Origin of the sequence: Streptomyces thermodiastaticus, assembly GCF_014656135.1 — a bacterium.
GTDB lineage: Bacteria > Actinomycetota > Actinomycetes > Streptomycetales > Streptomycetaceae > Streptomyces > Streptomyces thermodiastaticus.
Window position 1 is genome coordinate 145,026 of the sequence record NZ_BNBV01000006.1, and the last position, 20,692, is coordinate 165,717.

Here is a 20,692-nt window from a genome sequence, read left to right on the forward strand (position 1 = left end):
CGACATGCTCAACGGTCCACTTTCTCACCCGTGCCGGACGGGGCAGCATCACCTGCCGCGGTGTCCGGCGCCGGGTCACTCGGCTGCTCGGAGGCGTCCGCCCGGCTGCGGGTGCCCGACTCCTGGGTGAGACGTTCGGCGGTGGCGCCGGAGTTCTCCTGCCGCACCGGTTCCTGGGCGGTGCCGTGCTCCCCCTCCGACGTCGCGGCCGTGCCGGACACGTCGGCGTCCCCGGCACCGTCCCCGGCGTCGCGGGTCTCCCGCGGGTCCTGACCGCCCTCCGCTTCCTGCCGGGCGGCGGCGCGCTTGCGCTGGGTGTACATCCGGAAGCCGGCGAGGACGAGCAGCAGCACGCCGCCGCCGATGACCAGCATCACCGTGGCGGTGATCTCGGTGACCTTGACGTCGAAGGTGACCGGAGCGCCGTACTCCTGGCCGTCCTCGGTGTACAGCTGGGCGATCACCGCCACCGGGCCGTTGGCGTTGGCCGACGTGGTGAACTTCACGGACTGGCTGTGGCCGCCGGAGACGGTGATGGGCTGTTCCGCGTAGGCCTGCCCGCCGATCTTCAGACGGGTGGGGTTGGTCGACGTCAGCCGCAGCACCAGATGGTCGACGCCCTGCACCAGGTTGTTCTGGACGGTCACCGGGATGGTGGCGCTGTGCCCGGAGAGCTTGGTTTCCGACTTGTCGATCAGCTTGACCTCGTCGGAGAGGCTGTCCAGATACGTCTCCACGCCGTTGCGGAAGTGCGCCGCTGCGTTGCCACGGCCCCGCCAGGAGGTGGCCATCTCACGGTTCAGGGCCCGGCCGAACGGGGTGACGACCCGGGACGGGTAGGTGAGGACGACCTTGAACGTGTCGACCTTCTTCTGGGTCCGGGCGATCGCGGCGAAGGCGGAACGCGGCAGTTCCTGCTTGCGCAGCGACGACGGGTAGTGCGAGGCCGACGGAATCCGGTTCGTGGCCGCGGGGTCCGGCTTGGCCTTGGCGGCCGCGGACAGGTCCTGGGACTCCGACCAGGTGCTGTGCTGCAGGGCGGTCAGCGCCTGCGCCATGGCCTGGGCCTGGGCGGCGCTGGGCATGCGCTGCGGGGCGACGACGATGCTGCGCTGCTTGCTCGTCTGGGCGGTGAGCGCCAGGCTCTGGGCGAGGAACCGCTGCACGGCGAGCGTGCCGGCCCCGGTGCGCGACAGATCGCCCTCGAACAGCGTCGACAGCCGGGCGTCGGCCACGATCGCCGTGGTGCCCCCGCCGATCGGACGGGCCGCGGACGGCGTGTACGTCAGGCCGCTGCTCTCCTGGAGGCTGTCGCTGCGGGCGATGACCGTGTCGGCACCCGCCGAGGTGGCGACCCTGATGATCGACGGGTCGACGGCGCCGTCCGCGGGCCAGGCGAATTCCGTGGACGGTTCCACGTGCAGGATCGTCTCCACCGTCTCGGCGGCGACGTCGGTGGCGTCCTTCAGCTGGCTGAGCGAACCGGTGACGCTGGTGCCGTGGTGGGCGAGAGAGGCCAGGTCCGGGTCGCCGAACGGCAGTGCCACGACCTCCTTGCCGGCCACCGCCTGCTGCAGCTTGGCGAGCCACTGCTTGGCCACCGCCTGGTGGGTGCCGGCGACGGGCGCGCTGTCGGCGTCGGTCTGGATGCGGTAGCTGCGGGTCATCGCATCGACGGATGCCAGCAGGTCCGGGTCGATCACCCAGGTGACGTCGAGGCTCTTGCCCAGCTCCAGCATCCGCTCCAGCCGGCCGCCGGGGGAGATCTCCTTGGCGAGGGTGTCGTCGAGGAACACCGGCGTCTGCTGGGCGCCGGGGCCGGTCTCCGCCGTCATGTGGACCGTGGACACCAGCGGCCACAGGAACGTCGTCTTCGTCCTGGTGTCCGCCTTGTCGGGCTGCCAGGGCAGGAACGTGTGCTGGACGCCCAGCACCTGCTCCCAGGGCTGGGAGGAGGTCCGGCCCGAGAGCGAGACGGAGAACGCGTACACCCCGTCCGGGCCGAGGTGCAGTTTGCCGACCGGCACGGAGATGCTGAAGCGCTGAGCGACGCCGGGGGCCAGCTCGGTGAACTTCTGGGCGTACTTGTCGTCGATCTCGTTGCCGTCGACCGCCGGATCGAAGCCGGTGCGGCCGGCGGCGTCGTCGATCGCGGAACGGGTGCTCAGGCGTGACCCCACCCGCAGGCCCACATGGGCGTCGGTGATCGGCTGCTTGCCCTTGTTGGTCACCGTGCCCGAGACGGTCAGCGTGTCGCCGTCGGAGGGGGCACTCGGGCTGAGCGAGTCGAGGGACACGGCCACGGTGCGCGACCCGGCGGCGGCTTGAGCGGCACTCTGCCCCGCGGCCCGTGCGGTCGGGGCGGCGGGGAGCTGGAGCAGACCGGCCAGCAGGGGCGCCCCGGCGAGCAGTGCACCTGCTCTGCGCAGCCAGCGACGGGCAGGTGAGGGACTGGTCCCCTGGAAGTCTGCCGCCTCGGCCACGCGCTCGCCCGTCCCTCGTCGTCAGTGGTCGTCAGTCATGTGCGTCCAGGCATGGTAACGAGGCGCGCGGAGCGGAAGTGCCGCGGAGGCGGCCACAAGATCAGCGGGCGACACCGGCTGCCCCGCATGTCCGCCTATCCGCGGATGCTGTGGGGTGCGTCACGACAAGACGGGCTCGCCCCGGTGCATCGTCCTCTGCGGAGCCTGCCGCATCCTGTGCCGATCCTGCGGTGCAGGAAAGATCACGGACGCGTGAGGAGAGGCGGGAGCCCTGGTGAGGAGAGGGCGAGCTGTTCGAGCGAGCGGACCCGGCCGGGGCCGGGCCACGTACCCTTTTCTGTTGTGCCGAACGCCAACGACAACACTTCCTCTGCCCTGAGCCAGGCGCAGCAGCGCGCGGTGAGCGAGCTGCTGCGTGTGGCGCCCGTCGCCGACGACCTCGCTCGCCGCTTCCAGGAGGCCGGGTTCTCCCTCGCCCTGGTCGGCGGCTCCGTCCGGGACGCGCTGCTCGGCCGGCTCGGCAACGACCTGGACTTCACCACGGACGCGCGCCCCGAGGACGTACTGAAGATCATGCGTCCCTGGGCGGACGCGGTGTGGGAGGTCGGGATCGCGTTCGGCACGGTGGGTGCCCAGAAGCAGGGCTACCAGATCGAGGTGACAACCTACCGCTCCGAGGCCTACGACCGGACCTCGCGCAAGCCCGAGGTGTCCTACGGCGACTCCATCGAGGACGACCTCGTCCGGCGGGACTTCACCGTCAACGCGATGGCGCTGGCCCTGCCGGAGAAGAAGTTCATCGACCCGCACCGCGGTCTGGAGGACCTGGCCGCGCGTGTGCTGCGCACTCCCGGGACCCCCGAGGAGTCCTTCTCGGACGACCCGCTGCGCATGATGCGGGCCGCGCGCTTCGCCGCCCAGCTCGACTTCACGGTGGCTCCCGAGGTCGTCGCGGCGATGACGGAGATGGCCGGGCGCATCGAGATCGTCTCCGCCGAGCGGATCCGGGACGAGCTGAACAAGCTGCTCCTCTCGGCCCGGCCGCGCAAGGGCCTGACCCTGCTCGTCGACACCGGCCTCGCCGACCGGGTGCTGCCCGAGCTGCCCGCCCTGCGCCTGGAGAGCGATGAGCATCACCGCCACAAGGACGTCTATGACCACACGCTGATCGTCCTCGAGCAGGCGATCGCGCTGGAGGACAACGGCCCCGACCTCACCCTGCGGCTGGCCGCGCTGCTGCACGACATCGGCAAACCGCGCACCCGGCGCTTCGAGAAGGACGGCCGGGTCTCCTTCCACCACCACGAGGTGGTGGGCGCGAAGATGACCAAGAAGCGCCTGACGGCCCTGAAGTACCCCAATGAGGTGATCAAGGACGTCTCGCGCCTGGTCGAGCTGCACCTGCGTTTCCACGGCTACGGAACCGGCGAATGGACGGACTCCGCGGTCCGCCGCTATGTCCGCGACGCCGGACCGCTCCTCGAGCGTCTGCACAAGCTGACGCGTTCCGACTGCACCACCCGCAACAAGCGCAAGGCGGCCGCGCTCTCCCGGGCCTACGACAGCCTGGAGCAGCGCATCGCGCAGCTGAAGGAGCAGGAGGAGCTGGACGCCATCCGCCCGGACCTCGACGGCAACCAGATCATGGAGATCCTGGGCATCAAGCCGGGCCCGGCCGTCGGTCGCGCCTACAAGCACATGCTGGAGCTGCGCCTGGAGCATGGCCCGATGGGGCACGACGAGGCGGTGGCGGCCCTGAAGAAGTGGTGGGCCGCGCAGAGCTGAGTCCGGCCGGTCAAGGTCCGTTTCACGTGAAACAGGACTACGAGGGGGCGGTGTTTCACGTGAAACACCGCCCCCTGTGCGTGTGTGCGGAGCACCGTCCCATGCCCGTCGCGCCGGCCCCGGAGGCGGCCGCCTCAGGTGCCCTGTGAGGTGCGGGGGAGCCGGCCCATCCCCGCAGCGGCCGACGCATAGATCACAGCGACCATGACCACCAGCCAGGGTGAGCGGCCGTCCGGCGGCAGCATCAGGGCGGCCACACCCGCAGCGCCCACGAAGGCGACGTTGAACAGCACGTCGTAGACCGAGAAGATCCGGCCGCGGAAGCCGTCCTCGACCGTGGACTGCACGACCGTGTCCGTGGCGATCTTCGCCGCCTGGGTGGTCAGCCCCAGCACGAAGGCCGCGACCAGCAGAGGACCCGCGACGAACGGAAGACCCAGCGCGGGCTCCAGGACCGCGGCCGCGAGGGCGCACACGACGATCCAGCGGACCGGGCCGAGCCGTCCGGCCGCCCACGGGGTGACCACGGCCGCGAGGAAGAAGCCTGCCCCCGAGAGCCCCAGGGCCAGTCCGAGCAGACGCAGCCCCTCCTGTGTGGTGGAGGTCAGGCCGTAGCGGCAGAGCATCAGCAGCAGGACGGTCAGAGCGCCGTAGCAGAAACGCATCAGGGCCATGGCCGCCAGTGCCCGGGCGGCGACCCGGCGCGGCGGTTCCCTCAGATGCGCCACGCCCGCGATCAGCCCGCGTGCCGTACCAGTCAGGGCCGTACCGAGCGAGGGCCGCGCCGCGTCCCGGTCGGGGCCGAGCAGATCCGGCGCCATGAGCAGGGACACCAGGGCCGCGCACAGATACAGGACGGCGCCGAGCAGCACCACGGCCGCGTCGGAGTCCGCCCCGGCCAGGCGCAGGACGAAGGCCAGGCCGCCGCCCGCGAATGCGGCCAGTGAGCCCGCCGTCGGCGACAAGGAGTTCGCCATCACCAGCCGCTCGGCGTCGACCACGCGTGGCAGTGCGGCGGACAGCCCCGCCAGGACGAAGCGGTTCACCGCGGTGACGCAGAGCGCGGAGACATAGAAGAGCCGGTCCGGGACGGCTGCCGTCATCAGTACGGCCGTGGTGGCCGCCAGCAGCGCGCGCAGCAGATTGCCGTGGAGGAACACCTGGCGGCGCCGCCAGCGGTCCAGCAGCACACCGGCGAACGGGCCGACGAGCGAGTACGGCAGCAGCAGCACGGCCATGGCGGAGGCGATCGCGGCAGGAGACGTCTGTCTCTCCGGGGAGAAGACGACGTAGGTGGCCAGTCCCACCTGGTAGACGCCGTCGGCTCCCTGGGAGAGCAGCCGTATCGCGAGCAGCCGCCGGAAGTCTCTGAGGCGGATCAGCGTGCTCAGATCACGGACGACGGCCATGCGGCCCACCCTCACATACGGGAGGGCTCCCGCGGCGGACACCGCGGGAGCCCTCCCGGCCCTGGCAGGAGCGTTCGGCGCGGCTCAGCGCTCGACCTCGCCGCGGATGAACTTCTCGACGTTCTCGCGGGCCTCGTCGTCGAAGTACTGCACCGGCGGGGACTTCATGAAGTACGAGGAGGCGGACAGCACGGGGCCGCCGATGCCGCGGTCCTTGGCGATCTTCGCGGCACGCAGGGCGTCGATGATGACACCGGCGGAGTTCGGGGAGTCCCAGACCTCGAGCTTGTACTCCAGGTTCAGCGGGACGTCACCGAAGGCACGGCCCTCCAGGCGGACGTAGGCCCACTTGCGGTCGTCCAGCCAGGCCACGTAGTCGGACGGGCCGATGTGGACGTTCTTCTCGCCCAGGTCCCGGTCGGGGATCTGCGAGGTGACGGCCTGCGTCTTGGAGATCTTCTTGGACTCCAGGCGCTCGCGCTCGAGCATGTTCTTGAAGTCCATGTTGCCGCCGACGTTCAGCTGCATCGTGCGGTCCAGGATGACGCCACGGTCCTCGAACAGCTTGGCCAGGACGCGGTGCGTGATGGTGGCGCCGACCTGCGACTTGATGTCGTCACCGACGATCGGCACGCCCGCCTCGGTGAACTTGTCGGCCCACTCCTTGGTGCCGGCGATGAAGACCGGCAGGGCGTTGACGAAGGCGACCTTGGCGTCGATGGCGCACTGGGCGTAGAACTTCGCCGCCTCCTCGGAGCCGACCGGAAGGTAGCAGACGAGGACGTCGACCTTCTTGTCCTTCAGGACCTGGACGACGTCGACCGGCTCCTCGGCGGACTCCTCGATGGTGGCGCGGTAGTACTTGCCGAGGCCGTCGAGGGTGTGGCCGCGCTGGACCGTCACACCGGTGCGGGGCACGTCGCAGATCTTGATGGTGTTGTTCTCCGACGCGCCGATGGCGTCCGCGAGATCCAGGCCGACCTTCTTCGCGTCGACGTCGAAGGCGGCGACGAACTCGATGTCCCGCACGTGGTAGTCGCCGAACTGCACGTGCATCAGGCCCGGGACCTTGGACGCCGGGTCGGCGTCCTTGTAGTACTCGACGCCCTGCACCAGCGATGCGGCGCAGTTGCCCACGCCGACGATGGCTACGCGAACCGAACCCATTCCGGTTGCTCCCTGTGTGTTCTCGGTGAAGCCCCGACGGGCCTCACGTGGCGGTGTCGCCGGGCGTATCCGGACGGGGGAAGTTCCCCGTCCGTGGCAGGCCGCCCGACGCTCCCTGTGTGGTGTCGAGCGGAGCGGTCCTCCCGGAGCCGGAACCTCTCAGGTCCCGGCCCGCCCGCTCGCTCTCGATGAGCTCGTTCAGCCAGCGCACTTCGCGCTCCACGGACTCCATCCCGTGGCGCTGAAGCTCGAGGGTGTAGTTGTCGAGGCGCTCCCGGGTGCGCGCGAGGGAGGCACGCATCTTCTCCAGGCGCTCCTCCAGCCGGCTGCGGCGTCCCTCCAGCACGCGCATCCGCACATCCCGCGACGTCTGCCCGAAGAAGGCGAACCGCGCGGCGAAGTGCTCGTCGTCGTACGTGTCAGGGCCGGTCTGGGAGAGCAGGTCCTCGAAGTGCTTCTTACCTTCCGCCGTCAGCCGGTAGACGATCTTGGCGCGGCGCCCCGCAAGAGGAGCGGCCGGGGCGTCCTCGCCGGCGCTGTCCTTCTCCTCCGTCAACCAGCCGTTGGCGACCAGCGTCTTGAGGCAGGGGTAGAGCGTCCCGTAGCTGAAGGCGCGGAAGACACCCAGTGACGTATTGAGTCGTTTGCGCAGCTCGTAGCCGTGCATCGGGGATTCGCGGAGCAGACCGAGTACGGCGAACTCAAGGATTCCGGAACGCCGGCCCACTGTCGCCTCCTCTCTGCCGCGACCCGGGGACCGGCGGATGCCGCTCCGGGAGCCGTGACGGTCTTTATGTCGTGCTGATGTATCGACTCGATACATCTCGACGATAGAGGTGCCCCGCGTGTGCGACAAGAGGGGGCATGGTGAACGGGATCACATCACTGTTGCGGTGGTGGCAAGTTGCCTGATTTGGGGTGAACTTCGGGGCACGGCGAGTTGTGGCGGTGCGTAGTCTGTGCGCCATGCAAACCGCCGGGAACCGAGTGACGCCTGGGGATGTCCTCGTCCCTGGTGCCGTACGGGTGGATGCGCGACCGACCCCACCCGTACGTCGGGGGGACCGGAAACCAGCCGCCGTTTCCAGGCGCGCACGGATGCGCCTGCCCGAGGAGTACATCGTTCGATGAGCGAGCACCGTCGCAAACCGCCGCAGCCGCAAGGAGGCGGACGAGCCGCGGCCCGGCGCGGCCACTCGGCCGGCCGCCGCGCGGCACCGCGAGGCGCCCACGGATCTCCCGCCGACTCCTACGGGTCCACGTCCTATGGATCGGGCTCGTACGGACCGGGAGACGAGGCACGCCCGTACGGCGGACGTGCCGCTGCCCGGCGTGCGGCGCAGAGAAGCGGTGGCCGGCGCAGAGCGGCGGGTCCCGGTGGCCCCAACCGGGCCCGTGGGCGCGGTCGTGCTGCACCCCCGGGACGCAAGCGGTTCATCGACTACCCGCGAGCCGGCAAGTACGGCTGGCAGCGCTGGATGCCGTCGTGGAAGCTGGTCGCCGGGCTGTTCGTCGGCTTCGTCGGCAGCCTGGTCGCGGTGGCCGGAATCGGGTACGCGACGGTGCAGGTTCCGGACGTCGCCAAGACCGCCCAGGCGCAGAACAACGTCTACTACTGGTCCGACGGCTCCGAAATGGTCCGGACCGGTGGTGAGATCAACCGCCAGATCCTGAACATCTCCGACATTCCCAAGGACATGCAGAATGCGGTGATCTCTCAGGAGAACAAGACCTTCTGGCAAGACAGCGGCGTCGACCTCAAGGGCATCGCCCGGGCCCTGGTCAACATGGCGCGGGGCGGACAGACCCAGGGTGGTTCCACCATCACCCAGCAGTACGTCAAGAACGCCATGCTGAACGACCAGTCGCAGACGATCTCCCGCAAGTTCAAGGAGATCTTCGTCGCGATCAAGGTGGGCGCCAAGGTCCCGAAGAGGGACATCATGTCCGGCTACCTCAACACCTCGTACTACGGGCGCGGCGCCTACGGTATTCAGGCTGCCTCGCGTGCGTACTTCAACAAGGACGCCAAGGACCTCAACGCCGGCGAGTGCGCGTTCCTCGCGGCCATGCTCAAGGGCGCCACCTATTACGACCCGGCCGGTGCGACCTCCATCGACCCTGCGGCCACGCCCGAGGCGAACAAGAAGCGCGCCTTGACGCAGATGCAGGACACTCTCGACAAGATGGTCGAGTACGGCTACCTGAGTCCGACCGAGCGGGCCAAGTACACGACCCTGCCGACGTGGCAGAACCCGCGCTCCAACACGCAGCTCAGCGGCCAGATCGGCTACCTCGTCGACCTCGCCAAGGCCTACATCATCAACAACACGAACATCACCGCGGACGAGCTGCAGCGGGGCGGCTACCAGATCCACACCACCTTCGACAAGAAGAAGGTCGAGGAGCTGGAGAAGTCCGTCAAGAAGATCCGGCAGGAGAACATCAAGCCCGACAAGCGGCCGGACACCGACACCTACGTCCAGTTCGGCGGCGCCTCCGTGGACCCGAAGACGGGCGCCATCGTGGCGATCTACGGCGGTGAGGACGCCACCAAGCACTTCACCAACAACGCCGACGCCACCGGTGCGCAGGTCGGATCGACGTTCAAGCCGTTCGTGCTGGCGGCGGCCATGCGCGACGGCGTGCGCAACCCGCACCTGGGGCCGACGCAGGGTCCCGAGGAGCGCACCCCGGTGTCCCCCAAGAGCCGCTACAGCGGCAAGAACAAGCTCAAGATCAAGAACTACGACGGCACCGTCTGGACGAACGAGAAGGGCGAGGAGTGGCTGCAGCGCAATGACGGTGACGAGTCGGTCGGTCAGCCGCCGGACTACATGATCGACCTGCGCGAGGCCATGCGGCAGTCCGTGAACTCCGCCTTCGTGCAGCTGGGCATGGACGTGGGCCTGGACAAGGTCAAGCAGGCGGCGCTCGACGCCGGACTGCTCAAGAGCAGCCTGACCGGCACCACCTACCCGTCCTTCTCCATCGGTATTTCCGACCCGAGTGCCATCCGCATGGCTGCGGCCTACGCCACCTTCGCCGCCAGCGGCAAGCAGAACGACCCCTACTCGGTCGAGAAGGTCGTGAACAAGGACGGCACGGTCTACACGCACGAGAGCAAGCCGAAGCAGGCCTTCACCGCCGCCGTGGCCGACAACGTCACCGACGTGCTGAAGACCGTGGTCGACAAGGGAACCGGTACCAACGCGCGGCTGCCCGGACGTCAGGTGGCCGGCAAGACCGGTACCACGGACGGCAACAAGTCCGCCTGGTTCGTGGGGTACACCCCGCAGCTGTCCACCGCGATCAGCATGTTCCGCCTCGACGACGACGCGAACAACAAGCAGCGCACGTTCCTCGAGATGTACGGAACCGGTGGCCAGGAGAAGATCCACGGCGCCTCGTTCCCTGCCGAGATCTGGCACGACTACATGGAGCAGGCACTCAAGGGCGAGCCGGCCGTGCCGTTCCCGACGCCGCAGCCCATCGGCAAGGTCATCAACGGTGAGCCCTCTCCCACTCCCACCCCGTCGGCCACCACGAGCCCGTCGCCGTCGCCCTCGGTGACGCCGTCGCCCAGCGCGACGGAGACCTCTCCGTCGCCCACGCCGACCGAGTCGCACTGCGGGTTCTTCGGCTGCTCCGACGACGGCGGTCAGACCGGCGACAACGGGGGCAACGACGCCGGCGGCGCGGACGGCGGCGTCCCGACGCCCAGCCCCACCGAGTCCGACACCCACGGACAGGGCAACAGCCGTGGCAACGGCAACGGAGGCTGGTTCTGAGGCCGCGACCAGCGGACGACGCGGCCTTCCGGACGCCCCCGGGCGGGGACGTCACCCGTCGCGGTTTCACGTGAAACGTGGGCCGTCGCACCGACAGTGCGGCGGCCCACACGCATTCCCGGCCGGGTACGGCAGGATGGCGGCATGCCACGTGCTGAATCGACGCAAGCGAGCGTGCACCAGCCCGACCCCGGCCCGGTCAGGCCGACCCAGGAGGACCCGGTCGCCGCGGCCGGGAGCGAGCTGATCGGCGGCCCCGTCGGCCGGTTCGCTCTCCTCGGGACATCGTGGTGGACCCCGATACGGGTCGTCGCGCTCGTCGCGATCGGCATGTTCGCGCTGGGCCTGGTCCAGAAGGCACCGTGCTACCACAGCGCCTGGTTCTTCGGTGCCAGCTCGCAGTACACCAAGGCCTGCTACTCGGACATCCCGCACCTGTACCAGGGACGCGGCTTCGCCGACGGCCTGGTGCCCTACTTCGACCGGCTCCCCGGCGACATGCCGTACCTGGAGTACCCGGTGCTGACGGGCCTCTTCATGGAGGTCGCCTCCTGGCTCACCCCGCACAGCGGCAGCATCCAGCACCAGGAACGGTGGTACTGGATGGTCAACGCCGGGATGCTCATGGTGTGCGCGTCCGTCATCGCCGTCTGTGTGGTGCGCACCCACGCCCGGCGGCCCTGGGACGGCCTGCTGGTCGCCCTGGCGCCGGCCTTCGCCCTCACCGCGACCATCAACTGGGACCTCCTGGCCGTCGCCCTGACGGCGGCCGCCATGCTGATGTGGTCGCGGGGCCGCGCCCTCGCCTTCGGTGTCCTGCTCGGCCTCGCCACCGCGGCCAAGCTCTACCCGGTCCTGCTGCTCGCTCCGCTTCTCTTCCTGTGCTGGCGTGCGGGCCGGTGGCGGGAGTACGGCCGCGCTCTCGCCAGTGCCGTCGTCGCCTGGCTGGTGGTGAATCTGCCGGTGCTGGCCTTCGCCCAGGAGGGCTGGTGGCAGTTCTACCGGTTCAGCCATGACCGGGGCGTGGACTTCGGTTCGTTCTGGCTGATCTGGGCGCAGAACTCCAGCAACCCGCCCAGCACCGACTTCGTGAACACCGCCGCCTCGCTCCTGGTGGTGCTCTGTTTCCTCGGGATCGCGGCCCTGGCGCTGACCGCGCCGCGCCGGCCGCGCTTCGCCCAGCTGGCCTTCCTGGCCGTGGCGGTCTTCATCCTCACCAACAAGGTCTATTCGCCGCAGTACGTGCTGTGGCTGGTGCCGCTGGCCGTCCTGGCCCGCCCCAAGTGGCGGGACTTTTTGATCTGGCAGGCCTGCGAGGTGGCGTACTACCTCGGCATCTGGATGTACCTGGCGTACACCACCAGCGGAGACGCGCACAAAGGACTGCCGGTCGACGGCTACCACTGGGCGATCGCCGTGCACCTGGCCGGGACGCTCTATCTGTGCGCCGTGGTCGTCCGCGACGTCCTGCGTCCGGACCGGGACGTGGTGCGCCGCGCCGGGGACGACGATCCCTCGGGCGGTGTCCTGGACGGCGCCGCGGACGTGTTCGTCCTCGGCCGTGCGGCCCGGCCCGCGGCCTCCGCAGCGCCGGGTGATGTGCCGCAGGTGCGGTGGGGCGGCGGAGCGGTGTGTGCGGAGGACCGTCCGGCCTGAGCAAGCGGCGGACTACGCGTCGAAGGCCGCATCCGGCAGCGTGCGCCGGGTGCGGCCTTCGTGTGGGTGCAGGAGGATCTCGGGTGGGCCGGCCGGCCCGGGGGAGTCTCCGGCCGCGTGGTCAGCGGTCCACGAGACGGTCGAACTGCGTGGTGGTGTGCCGCAGATGGGCCACCAGCTCGTCGCCGACCTTGGGCTCCGGGGCGTCCGCCGGGATGAAGAGGATGGAGACCTGCATGTGCGGTGGCTCGGCGAACCAGCGCTGCTTGCCGGCCCAGACGAACGGCGACAGATTCCGGTTCACGGTGGCCAGGCCGGCGCGGGCGACCCCCTTGGCCCGCGGCATGACGCCGTGCAGCGCCTTCGGCGCCTCCAGGCCCACACCGTGGGACGTGCCGCCCGCCACCACGACCAGGAACCCGTCGGAGGGGGCCTTCTGCTGCCGGTAGCCGAAGCGGTCGCCCTTGGACACCCGGGTGACGTCCAGCACCGCGCCGCGGTACTCGGTGGCCTCGTGGTCGCCGAGCCACAGCCGTGTGCCGATCCGGGCGCGGAACCGGGTCTGCGGGAACTGCTGCTGCAGGCGGGCCAGCTCCTCGGTCTTGAGGTGGCTGACGAACATGGTGTGCAGCGGGAGCCGGGCCGCCCGCAGCCGGTCCATCCAGCCGATGACCTCCTCCACGGCGTCCGAGCCGTCGGTGCGGTCCAGCGGCAGGTGGATGGCGAAGCCTTCCAGGCGCACGTTCTCGATGGCGGCGTGCAGCTGCGGCAGGTCCTGCTCGGTGACCCCGTGCCGCTTCATCGACGACATCACCTCGATGACGACCCGCGCCCCCACCAGGCCGTACACGCCGTCGACCGACGACACCGAGCGGATCACCCGGTCCGGCAGCGGCACCGGCTCCTCACCACGCCGGTAGGGCGTGAGCACGAGCAGATCGCCGCTGAACCAGTCCTTGATGCGCGCGGCCTCGTACGTCGTGCCGACGGCGAGGACGTCCGCGCCCATGCGGGTGACCTCCTCCGCCAGCCGTTCGTGTCCGAAGCCGTAGCCGTTGCCCTTGCAGACCGGGACCAGTCCCGGGAACTGCTCCTGCACGTGCTTGTGGTGCGCCCGCCAGCGCGCGGTGTCGACATAGAGCGTGAGCGCCATGGCCGGACCGGAACCTTTCTCGTGGCTGCGGTGTGTCAGAAGTAGGGATGAGGTCGACGGAGTCGAAGCGGGGAACGCGAGGTCAGCGGCGGGACATGTAGATGTCCAGCGCCTTGTGGAGCAGCTTGTTCAGCGGGAAGTCCCACTCGCCGAGATACTCGGCGGCCTGCCCGCCGGTGCCGACCTTGAACTGGATCAGACCGAAGAGGTGGTCGGACTCGTCCAGCGTGTCGGAGATGCCCCGCAGGTCGTAGACGGTGGCGCCGAGCGCGTAGGCGTCGCGCAGCATCCGCCACTGCATGGCGTTCGAGGGCCGGACCTCACGGCCGATGTTGTCGGAGGCGCCGTAGGAGTACCACACGTGGCCGCCGACGATCAGCATCGTCGCCGCGGCCAGGTTCGCGCCGTTGTGCCGTGCGAAGTACAGCCGCATGCGGTTGGGGTCCTCGGTGTTCAGCGCCGTCCACATGCGCTGGAAGTACGACAGCGGGCGGGGCCGGAAGTGGTCGCGCACGGCCGTGATCTCGTACAGCCGCTGCCACTCCTCCAGGTCGTGGTAGCCGCCCTGGACGACCTCCACGCCGGCCTTCTCCGCCTTCTTGATGTTGCGGCGCCACAGCTGGTTGAAGTTCTTGTGCACCTCTTCCAGGGAACGGTTGGCCAGCGGCACCTGGAAGACGTAGCGCGGCTGGACGTCACCGAAGCCGGCGCCGCCGTCCTCGCCCTGCTGCCAGCCCATCCGGCGCAGCTTGTCGGCGACCTCGAAGGCGCGGGGCTCGATGAAGTCGGCCTCCAGATCCCGCAGGCGCTTGACGTCCGGGTTCTGGATGCCCTTCTTGATGGTGTCCGCGTTCCAGCGGCGGATGATCACGGGCGGGCCCATCTTCACCGAGAAGGCGCCCTGCCGCTTCAGGTGCGCCAGCATCGGCTGGATCCAGTCGTCGAGGTTCGGTGCGAACCAGTTGATGACCGGACCCTCGGGCAGATAGGCGAGATAGCGCTTGATCTTGGGCAGCTGCCGGTAGAGGACGAGGCCGACACCGACCAGCTCACCCGTGCGGTCGTCGAACCACCCCAGGTTCTCCGAGCGCCACTCCGCCTTGACGTCCGCCCACGCCGGGACCTGCATGTGGCTCGCCGCCGGCAGGCTCTGGATGTAGGCCAGATGCTGCTCTCGACTGATGGTCCTCAGGGTCAGGCTCATTCGGGGCGCTCCTCGGGCTGGCGTGTCCCCATGGATCAGGGGCTCCGGCTCTCGCCAGAGCCTACTGCGCCTGGGATGCGGGCCGGTTGGGCCTGGGCCAACCGGCCCTGTGGGGGAGCACCCGCAGCCGCCCTGGGGCGGTGCGCTCAGCCGCCGACGAACCCCGAGGTGAGATCGCTGTGCGCGAGGCCGAGGAACAGACCGATCGCGGAGGCGCCGAGGCCGAGGACCAGACCGAAGCGCTCACGCGTGGTCTCCGAGATGAACTGGCCGTACCCACCGGTGAGCACGCCGATCAGCCCGGTGCAGACGGTCAGCAGGTGGAGCGCCGGGAACGCGGCGGTGACGAGGGAGATCAAGCCGAGGAACGCGGTCACGGCCAGCAGCGCGTCCTGCAGCGGGTGGGGCTTGCCGTCGGTGGCCAGCAGACCGCTGCGGGATCTGGCGGTGCGCATCATCTGTGCCATGGCGGGACCTCCTGTGGAAGGCGGTGGGCGCTTAGCCCTGCATCACCCGATGTGTACAGATTGTGTCCCCTCAGGGTCGGATTTCAACCGTACGGCGGTTGCCGGGTAGTCTGTAGCTTCTGCACCGGTGCCCGTCGTCCGGTACGGCCGAGTGGGCCCCTCTGTCAGTGGGGCCTGGTTTACTCGGTGACACCGGTGCCAACGCATCATGACCCTCCTGCCACGGAACGACCGTGGCCGCTGAGTCCAAAGGAGGTGGGTTCCACATGCGTCACTACGAGGTGATGGTCATCCTCGACCCCGATCTCGAGGAGCGCGCTGTCTCCCCGCTGATCGAGAGCTTCCTCTCCGTCGTCCGTGACGGTGGCGGGAAGATCGAGAAGGTCGACACCTGGGGTCGTCGCCGTCTCGCGTACGAGATCAAGAAGAAGCCCGAGGGCATCTACTCGGTCATCGACCTGCAGGCCGAGCCTGCGGTCGTCAAGGAGCTCGACCGCCAGATGAACCTGAACGAGTCGGTCCTCCGGACCAAGGTCCTCCGCCCCGAGACCCACTGAGCCTCTCCGCTCAGCCGGCCTCGGGATTCGAGTAGCAGCACGCACCAGCAGCCAGCAGCACACCCGCCGAGAGGTTCCCCATGGCAGGCGAGACCGTCATCACGGTCGTCGGCAATCTCGTCGACGACCCCGAGCTGCGCTTCACCCCCTCGGGTGCGGCGGTCGCGAGGTTCCGCGTCGCATCCACGCCCCGCACCTTCGACCGCCAGACGAACGAGTGGAAGGACGGCGAGAGCCTCTTCCTGACCTGCTCGGTCTGGCGTCAGGCGGCGGAGAACGTCGCCGAGTCGCTTCAGCGAGGCACGCGCGTCATCGTGCAGGGCCGGCTGAAGCAGCGGTCCTACGAGGACCGTGAGGGCGTCAAGCGCACGGTCTACGAGCTGGACGTCGACGAGGTCGGCGCCAGCCTGCGCAATGCCACGGCCAAGATCACCAAGACCGGCGGCCGTGGTGGCCAGGGCGGCTACGGCGGTGGTCAGCCTGGTGGCGGCTGGGGCGGCGGCCCGCAGGGCGGTGCTCCCGCCGACGACCCGTGGGCGACCGGCGCTCCCGCCGGTGGCAACCAGGGCGGCGGCTGGGGCGGCGGCCCGCAGGGCGGCGGCTACTCGGACGAGCCCCCCTTCTAGTCCTTCCGGTCCTCGGGCCGGAGCGGGGCGAGGGCGGGTCGTTACCCAGACTTCTTGATCACACAGGAGAAACACCATGGCGAAGCCGCCTGTGCGCAAGCCTAAGAAGAAGGTCTGCGCGTTCTGCAAGGACAAGGTCACGTACGTGGACTACAAGGACACGAACATGCTGCGGAAGTTCATTTCCGACCGCGGCAAGATCCGTGCCCGCCGCGTGACCGGCAACTGCACGCAGCACCAGCGTGACGTCGCCACGGCCGTGAAGAACAGCCGTGAGATGGCGCTGCTGCCCTACACCTCCACCGCGCGCTAAGGGAAGGGTGAGTCACTCATGAAGATCATCCTTACCCACGAGGTCTCCGGCCTCGGCGCCGCGGGCGACATCGTCGACGTCAAGGACGGCTACGCTCGCAACTACCTGATCCCGCGGAAGCTCGCGATCCGCTGGACCAAGGGTGGCGAGAAGGACGTCGAGCAGATCCGTCGTGCTCGCAAGATCCACGAGATCCAGACCATCGAGCAGGCCAACGAGATCAAGGCCCAGCTCGAGGGTGTGAAGGTCCGCCTGGCCGTCCGCTCCGGCGAGTCCGGCCGTCTCTTCGGTTCCGTCACCCCGGCCGACATCGCTTCGGCGATCAAGGAGGCCGGCGGTCCCGAGGTCGACAAGCGCCGCATCGAGCTGGGTGCGCCGATCAAGACCCTGGGCGCCCACGAGACGTCTGTGCGTCTGCACCCCGAGGTTGCCGCCAAGGTCAACATCGAGGTCGTCGCGGCCTGATCGTCGCGCTCGGCAGCGTCAGCTGTGAAAGGGCCGTACCCGCCTTGACCGGGTACGGCCCTTTCGCGTGCAGTCCGCTTGGCGGAAATGGTGAGCGCCCCCGCCGCCGCAGAGGAGCGGCGGTGTGAGGGAGCAGGGCGGTGGGGTGCCGGCAGACGAGACGGTGAGCCGCCGGGAACGTCGTTCCACGTGAAACGGCCGCCCTGCGGCGGCACGGTGCCGCGTTCCTCAGCGCGTCGCCCCGGTCACCACCCATCGGCCCGAGCGGGACCGCAGCCACAACGTCAGCAGCCGCACCGCCATCATCAGCGTCATGGCGCCCCACAGCGCGGTGAGCCCTCCGCCGATCCGGGGCACCGCCAGTGCGGCCGGGGTGAACACCGCCAGGGTGATCAGCATGGCCCAGGCCAGATAGGGGCCGTCCCCGGCACCCATGAGCACACCGTCGAGGACATAGACGATCCCGCAGATCGGCTGTGCGAGGGCCACCACCAGCAAGGCCGGCAGGGCAGTGGACGTGACGGCGGAGTCGTCGGTGAACAGGGGGAGGAACACCGGCCGCGTGACGATCACCAGCAGGCCGAGAACCACGCCGACCGCGATGCCCCACTGGACCATGCGACGGCAGGCCTGCCGGGCACCGTCGGCGTCCTCGGCGCCCAGATAGCGGCCGATGATGGCCTGCCCGGCGATCGCGATCGCGTCCAGGGCGAAGGCCAGCAGGCTCCACAGGGACAGGATGATCTGGTGGGCGGCGACGTCGGCGTCGCCGAGGCGGGCCGCGACGGCCGTGGCGATCATCAGGATGGCCCGCAGGGACAGCGTCCGCACGAGCAGGGGCGCGCCGGCCTGTGCGGAGGCCTTGATGCCGGCGGCGTCCGGGCGCAGCGAGGCTCCGTGTCTCCGGGCTCCGCGCACGACCACGGTGAGGTAGACCGCTGCCATCCCGCATTGGGCGATCACGGTGCCCCAGGCGGATCCCGCGATGCCGAGACCGGCGCCGTAGACCAGGCCCGCGTTGAGCGCGGCGTTGGTGACGAACCCCGCGACGGCGACCGCGAGCGGCGTCCTGGTGTCCTGCAGCCCGCGCAGCACACCGGTGGCGGCCAGGACGACGAGCATCGCCGGGATGCCCAGGGCGGAGATGCGCAGATAGGTCGTGGCGTACGGAGCGGCGGTGTGCGAGGCGCCGAAGAGTTTCACCAGGGCGGGGGCGGTGGGCAGGACGACCACGATCACCGCCGCGCCGAGCAGCAGGGCCAGCCAGATGCCGTCCATGCCCTGCTGTATGGCGGCTCTGAGGTCGCCCGCGCCGACGCGGCGGGCCACGGCGGCCGTGGTGGCGTAGGCGAGGAAGACGAAGACACTGACGGCGGTGGTCAGCAGGGCGGAGGCGACACCGAGTCCGGCGAGCTGTGCCGTGCCGAGATGACCGACGATCGCGCTGTCGGCCATGACGAAGAGCGGCTCGGCGACCAGCGCGCCGAAGGCCGGGACGGCCAGGGCGATGATCTCGCGGTCGTGTCGCCGCCGGGAGGCCGTGGGGCGTGCGGGGGCCTGTGTCATGGGCGTCCATCCAATCATCCACAGGTAAGGAATGCAAAGCTTGTGCATGCCTTACTTCTCGTCTCGTGCCGTGCCCATGCGCCCACCGTTCGCAGCGATCGTGGGCCGACCGGGGAAGTTTTTCTTCTGCACAGCCCGTGGATGGCAAAAGTGCAGGTCAGAGGTGTCGTTTTCGGGCAGTCGCGGTCTTGTTCACAGCGCTGTCCACCATGTCGTGCACAGGTTTAGCGGGGTTGTCCACAGCATCCGGCCAGTCGTCCACATGGCCTGTGGATAACCAGATTGGCTGACGGTGCCCGGGGGCCTACCGTGGTCCGGCGCCCGCTCCGTCCGACACCGGCTGGTGCACCCGCACGACATGACGCCGCGAACCGGAGCGAGGCTTCTCGGTCTGTCAGTGCCGTGCCGTAGAAAGAACGCGCACGGCGAGGTCCGCTCGGCGGACGGGAGGAGGTCGCTCGGTGAGCATGTCCGAGCCCTTGGACAGCCCGTGGGCCGACAGCGGACCCGGCGACCGTCTGCCCGCCTCCCGTCGGCACCCCGATGCCGGCCGCCGCGAGGAACAGCACGAGCGCGGCCGTGAGGACGACCGGTGGGACGGCGCGGGGTCGTCGTTCGAGCGTGTCCCTCCGCAGGATCTCGAGGCGGAGCAGTCGGTCCTCGGCGGCATGCTGCTGTCGAAGGAGGCCATCGCCGACGTCGTCGAGATCCTCAAGGGCCACGACTTCTACAAGCCCGCGCACGAGACGATCTACCAGGCCATCCTCGACGTCTACGCGCGCGGCGAGCCCGCCGACCCCATCACCATCGCCGCCGAGCTGACCAAGCGCGGCGAGATCAACCGCGTGGGTGGCGCCTCCTACCTGCACTCCCTGGTACAGGCCGTGCCCACGGCGGCCAACGCCGCCTACTACGCGGAGATCGTGCACGACCGGGCGGTGCTGCGCCGCCTGGTCGAGGCCGGTACGCGGATCACGCAGATGGGGTACGCCGCGGACGACGACGTCGACGAGATCGTCAACCGCGCTCAGGCCGAGATCTACGCGGTCACCGAGCAGCGCACCAGCGAGGACTACCTTCCGCTCGGCGACATCATGGAGGGTGCCCTCGACGAGATCGAGGCGATCGGCTCGCGCAGCGGCGAGATGACGGGTGTCCCCACGGGCTTCACCGACTTCGACGCGCTGACCAACGGCCTGCACCCCGGTCAGATGATCGTCATCGCCGCCCGCCCCGCCATGGGCAAGTCCACCCTCGCGCTGGACTTCGCCCGGACGGCGGCGATCAAGCACAACCTGCCGAGCGTCATCTTCTCGCTGGAGATGGGCCGCAACGAGATCGCGATGCGCCTGCTGTCCGCCGAGGCCCGCGTCGCCCTGCACCACATGCGCTCGGGCACGATGACCGACGACGACTGGACCCGGCTGGCCCGTCGGATGCCGGACGTCTCCGCGGCCCCGCTCTACATCGACGACTCCCCGAACCTGTCGATGATGGAGATCCGCGCCAAGTGCCGGCGGCTGAAGCAGCGCAACGACCTCAAACTGGTCGTCATCGACTACCTCCAGCTGATGCAGTCGGGCAGCACCCGACGGGCCGAGAGCCGTCAGCAGGAGGTCTCGGAGATGTCCCGGAACCTCAAGCTGCTCGCCAAGGAGCTGGAAATCCCGGTCATCGCGCTGTCCCAGCTCAACCGTGGTCCCGAGCAGCGCACCGACAAGAAGCCGATGGTCTCCGACCTGCGTGAGTCCGGCTCCATCGAGCAGGACGCCGACATGGTCATCCTGCTGCACCGTGAGGACGCCTACGAGAAGGAGTCCCCGCGGGCCGGCGAGGCCGACCTGATCGTCGCCAAGCACCGCAACGGCCCCACGGCGACGATCACGGTCGCCTTCCAGGGGCACTACTCACGGTTCGTGGACATGGCCCAGACCTGATGCGGGTCGCGCCGGGCCGCGGCCGTCCGGTGGGTGCGTCGGATGTCCGGTTGGTGCCTGGGAGCCGCTGCCGGAGCAGCCCTCGTCGCTCATGTCCGGCGCACACTGTGCCC

General features: G+C 69.4%; 16 protein-coding genes. 8 read left to right on the forward strand and 8 right to left on the reverse strand.

All coding sequences use genetic code 11. From position 1 onward, the window contains the following. Window positions 1–8: 8 nt before the first annotated feature. The gene (locus tag IE286_RS08560) at window positions 9–2,483 is read right to left on the reverse strand and encodes a DUF6049 family protein (RefSeq protein ID WP_189796017.1); all 2,475 of its coding nucleotides are present in this window, start codon (window positions 2,481–2,483) and stop codon (window positions 9–11) included. 342 nt (window positions 2,484–2,825) lie between these two features. Between IE286_RS08560 and IE286_RS08565 the strand changes: the two genes are divergently transcribed. Continuing rightward, a complete protein-coding gene (locus IE286_RS08565; RefSeq protein ID WP_189796018.1) occupies window positions 2,826–4,268 on the forward strand; it encodes a CCA tRNA nucleotidyltransferase in 1,443 nt (480 codons plus the stop codon). 134 nt (window positions 4,269–4,402) lie between these two features. Here IE286_RS08565 and IE286_RS08570 read toward each other — a convergent pair whose 3' ends face one another. The 3 genes from IE286_RS08570 to IE286_RS08580 all read right to left on the reverse strand — a co-directional run bounded on the left by IE286_RS08570 (window position 4,403) and on the right by IE286_RS08580 (window position 7,571). Continuing rightward, window positions 4,403–5,677 (reverse strand): MFS transporter, encoded by a 1,275-nt coding sequence (locus IE286_RS08570; RefSeq protein WP_189796019.1) that lies wholly within the window; start codon window positions 5,675–5,677, stop codon window positions 4,403–4,405. 84 nt (window positions 5,678–5,761) lie between these two features. After that, window positions 5,762–6,844, reverse strand: coding sequence for an inositol-3-phosphate synthase (locus IE286_RS08575; protein WP_125496700.1), 1,083 nt, complete (start codon window positions 6,842–6,844; stop codon window positions 5,762–5,764). A 43-nt stretch (window positions 6,845–6,887) separates the two neighbouring features. Next, window positions 6,888–7,571, reverse strand: coding sequence for a PadR family transcriptional regulator (locus IE286_RS08580; protein WP_189796020.1), 684 nt, complete (start codon window positions 7,569–7,571; stop codon window positions 6,888–6,890). A gap of 400 nt (window positions 7,572–7,971) precedes the next feature. Here IE286_RS08580 and IE286_RS08585 point away from each other — a divergent pair, with 400 nt between their 5' ends. Both IE286_RS08585 and IE286_RS08590 read left to right on the forward strand, forming a co-directional pair. Then, window positions 7,972–10,635, forward strand: coding sequence for a transglycosylase domain-containing protein (locus IE286_RS08585; RefSeq protein WP_189796021.1), 2,664 nt, complete (start codon window positions 7,972–7,974; stop codon window positions 10,633–10,635). A gap of 144 nt (window positions 10,636–10,779) precedes the next feature. Next, window positions 10,780–12,291, forward strand: a complete 1,512-nt coding sequence (locus tag IE286_RS08590; protein ID WP_189796022.1) for a glycosyltransferase family 87 protein — start codon at window positions 10,780–10,782, stop codon at window positions 12,289–12,291. Window positions 12,292–12,412: 121 nt separating this feature from the next. Here IE286_RS08590 and IE286_RS08595 read toward each other — a convergent pair whose 3' ends face one another. From IE286_RS08595 to IE286_RS08605, 3 genes are all read right to left on the reverse strand, one after another. Then, window positions 12,413–13,444 carry an alanine racemase gene (locus IE286_RS08595; protein ID WP_189796023.1) on the reverse strand — a complete coding sequence of 344 codons (1,032 nt, stop codon included), beginning with the start codon at window positions 13,442–13,444 and terminating at the stop codon, window positions 12,413–12,415. 82 nt (window positions 13,445–13,526) lie between these two features. Next, a complete protein-coding gene (gene femX, locus IE286_RS08600) occupies window positions 13,527–14,648 on the reverse strand; it encodes a peptidoglycan bridge formation glycyltransferase FemX (protein WP_189796024.1) in 1,122 nt (373 codons plus the stop codon). Between the two features lie 146 nt (window positions 14,649–14,794). Then, window positions 14,795–15,115 carry a hypothetical protein gene (locus IE286_RS08605; protein WP_189796025.1) on the reverse strand — a complete coding sequence of 107 codons (321 nt, stop codon included), beginning with the start codon at window positions 15,113–15,115 and terminating at the stop codon, window positions 14,795–14,797. A gap of 266 nt (window positions 15,116–15,381) precedes the next feature. On the opposite strand from IE286_RS08605, the gene rpsF reads away from it, so the two are divergent. The 4 genes from rpsF to rplI all read left to right on the forward strand — a co-directional run bounded on the left by rpsF (window position 15,382) and on the right by rplI (window position 17,076). Next, window positions 15,382–15,672, forward strand: a complete 291-nt coding sequence (rpsF, locus tag IE286_RS08610) for a 30S ribosomal protein S6 (RefSeq protein WP_125496707.1) — start codon at window positions 15,382–15,384, stop codon at window positions 15,670–15,672. An 80-nt stretch (window positions 15,673–15,752) separates the two neighbouring features. Beyond that, on the forward strand, window positions 15,753–16,298 hold the full coding sequence (locus IE286_RS08615) for a single-stranded DNA-binding protein (protein WP_189796026.1): 546 nt from the start codon (window positions 15,753–15,755) through the stop codon (window positions 16,296–16,298). A gap of 76 nt (window positions 16,299–16,374) precedes the next feature. Beyond that, complete coding sequence (gene rpsR, locus IE286_RS08620; RefSeq protein ID WP_003949403.1) at window positions 16,375–16,611, forward strand: 30S ribosomal protein S18; 237 nt, start codon at window positions 16,375–16,377, stop codon at window positions 16,609–16,611. Between the two features lie 18 nt (window positions 16,612–16,629). Further along, window positions 16,630–17,076 (forward strand): 50S ribosomal protein L9, encoded by a 447-nt coding sequence (gene rplI / locus IE286_RS08625; protein WP_125496709.1) that lies wholly within the window; start codon window positions 16,630–16,632, stop codon window positions 17,074–17,076. Window positions 17,077–17,304: 228 nt separating this feature from the next. On the opposite strand, the gene IE286_RS08630 is transcribed toward rplI, so the two are convergent. Then, window positions 17,305–18,642: an MATE family efflux transporter gene (locus tag IE286_RS08630; RefSeq protein WP_189796027.1), complete on the reverse strand. Its 1,338-nt coding sequence runs from the start codon at window positions 18,640–18,642 to the stop codon at window positions 17,305–17,307. 461 nt (window positions 18,643–19,103) lie between these two features. On the opposite strand from IE286_RS08630, the gene dnaB reads away from it, so the two are divergent. After that, entirely contained in the window at window positions 19,104–20,579 is a 1,476-nt protein-coding gene (gene dnaB, locus IE286_RS08635) for a replicative DNA helicase (RefSeq protein ID WP_189796028.1), read from the forward strand. Window positions 20,580–20,692: the final 113 nt, after the last annotated feature.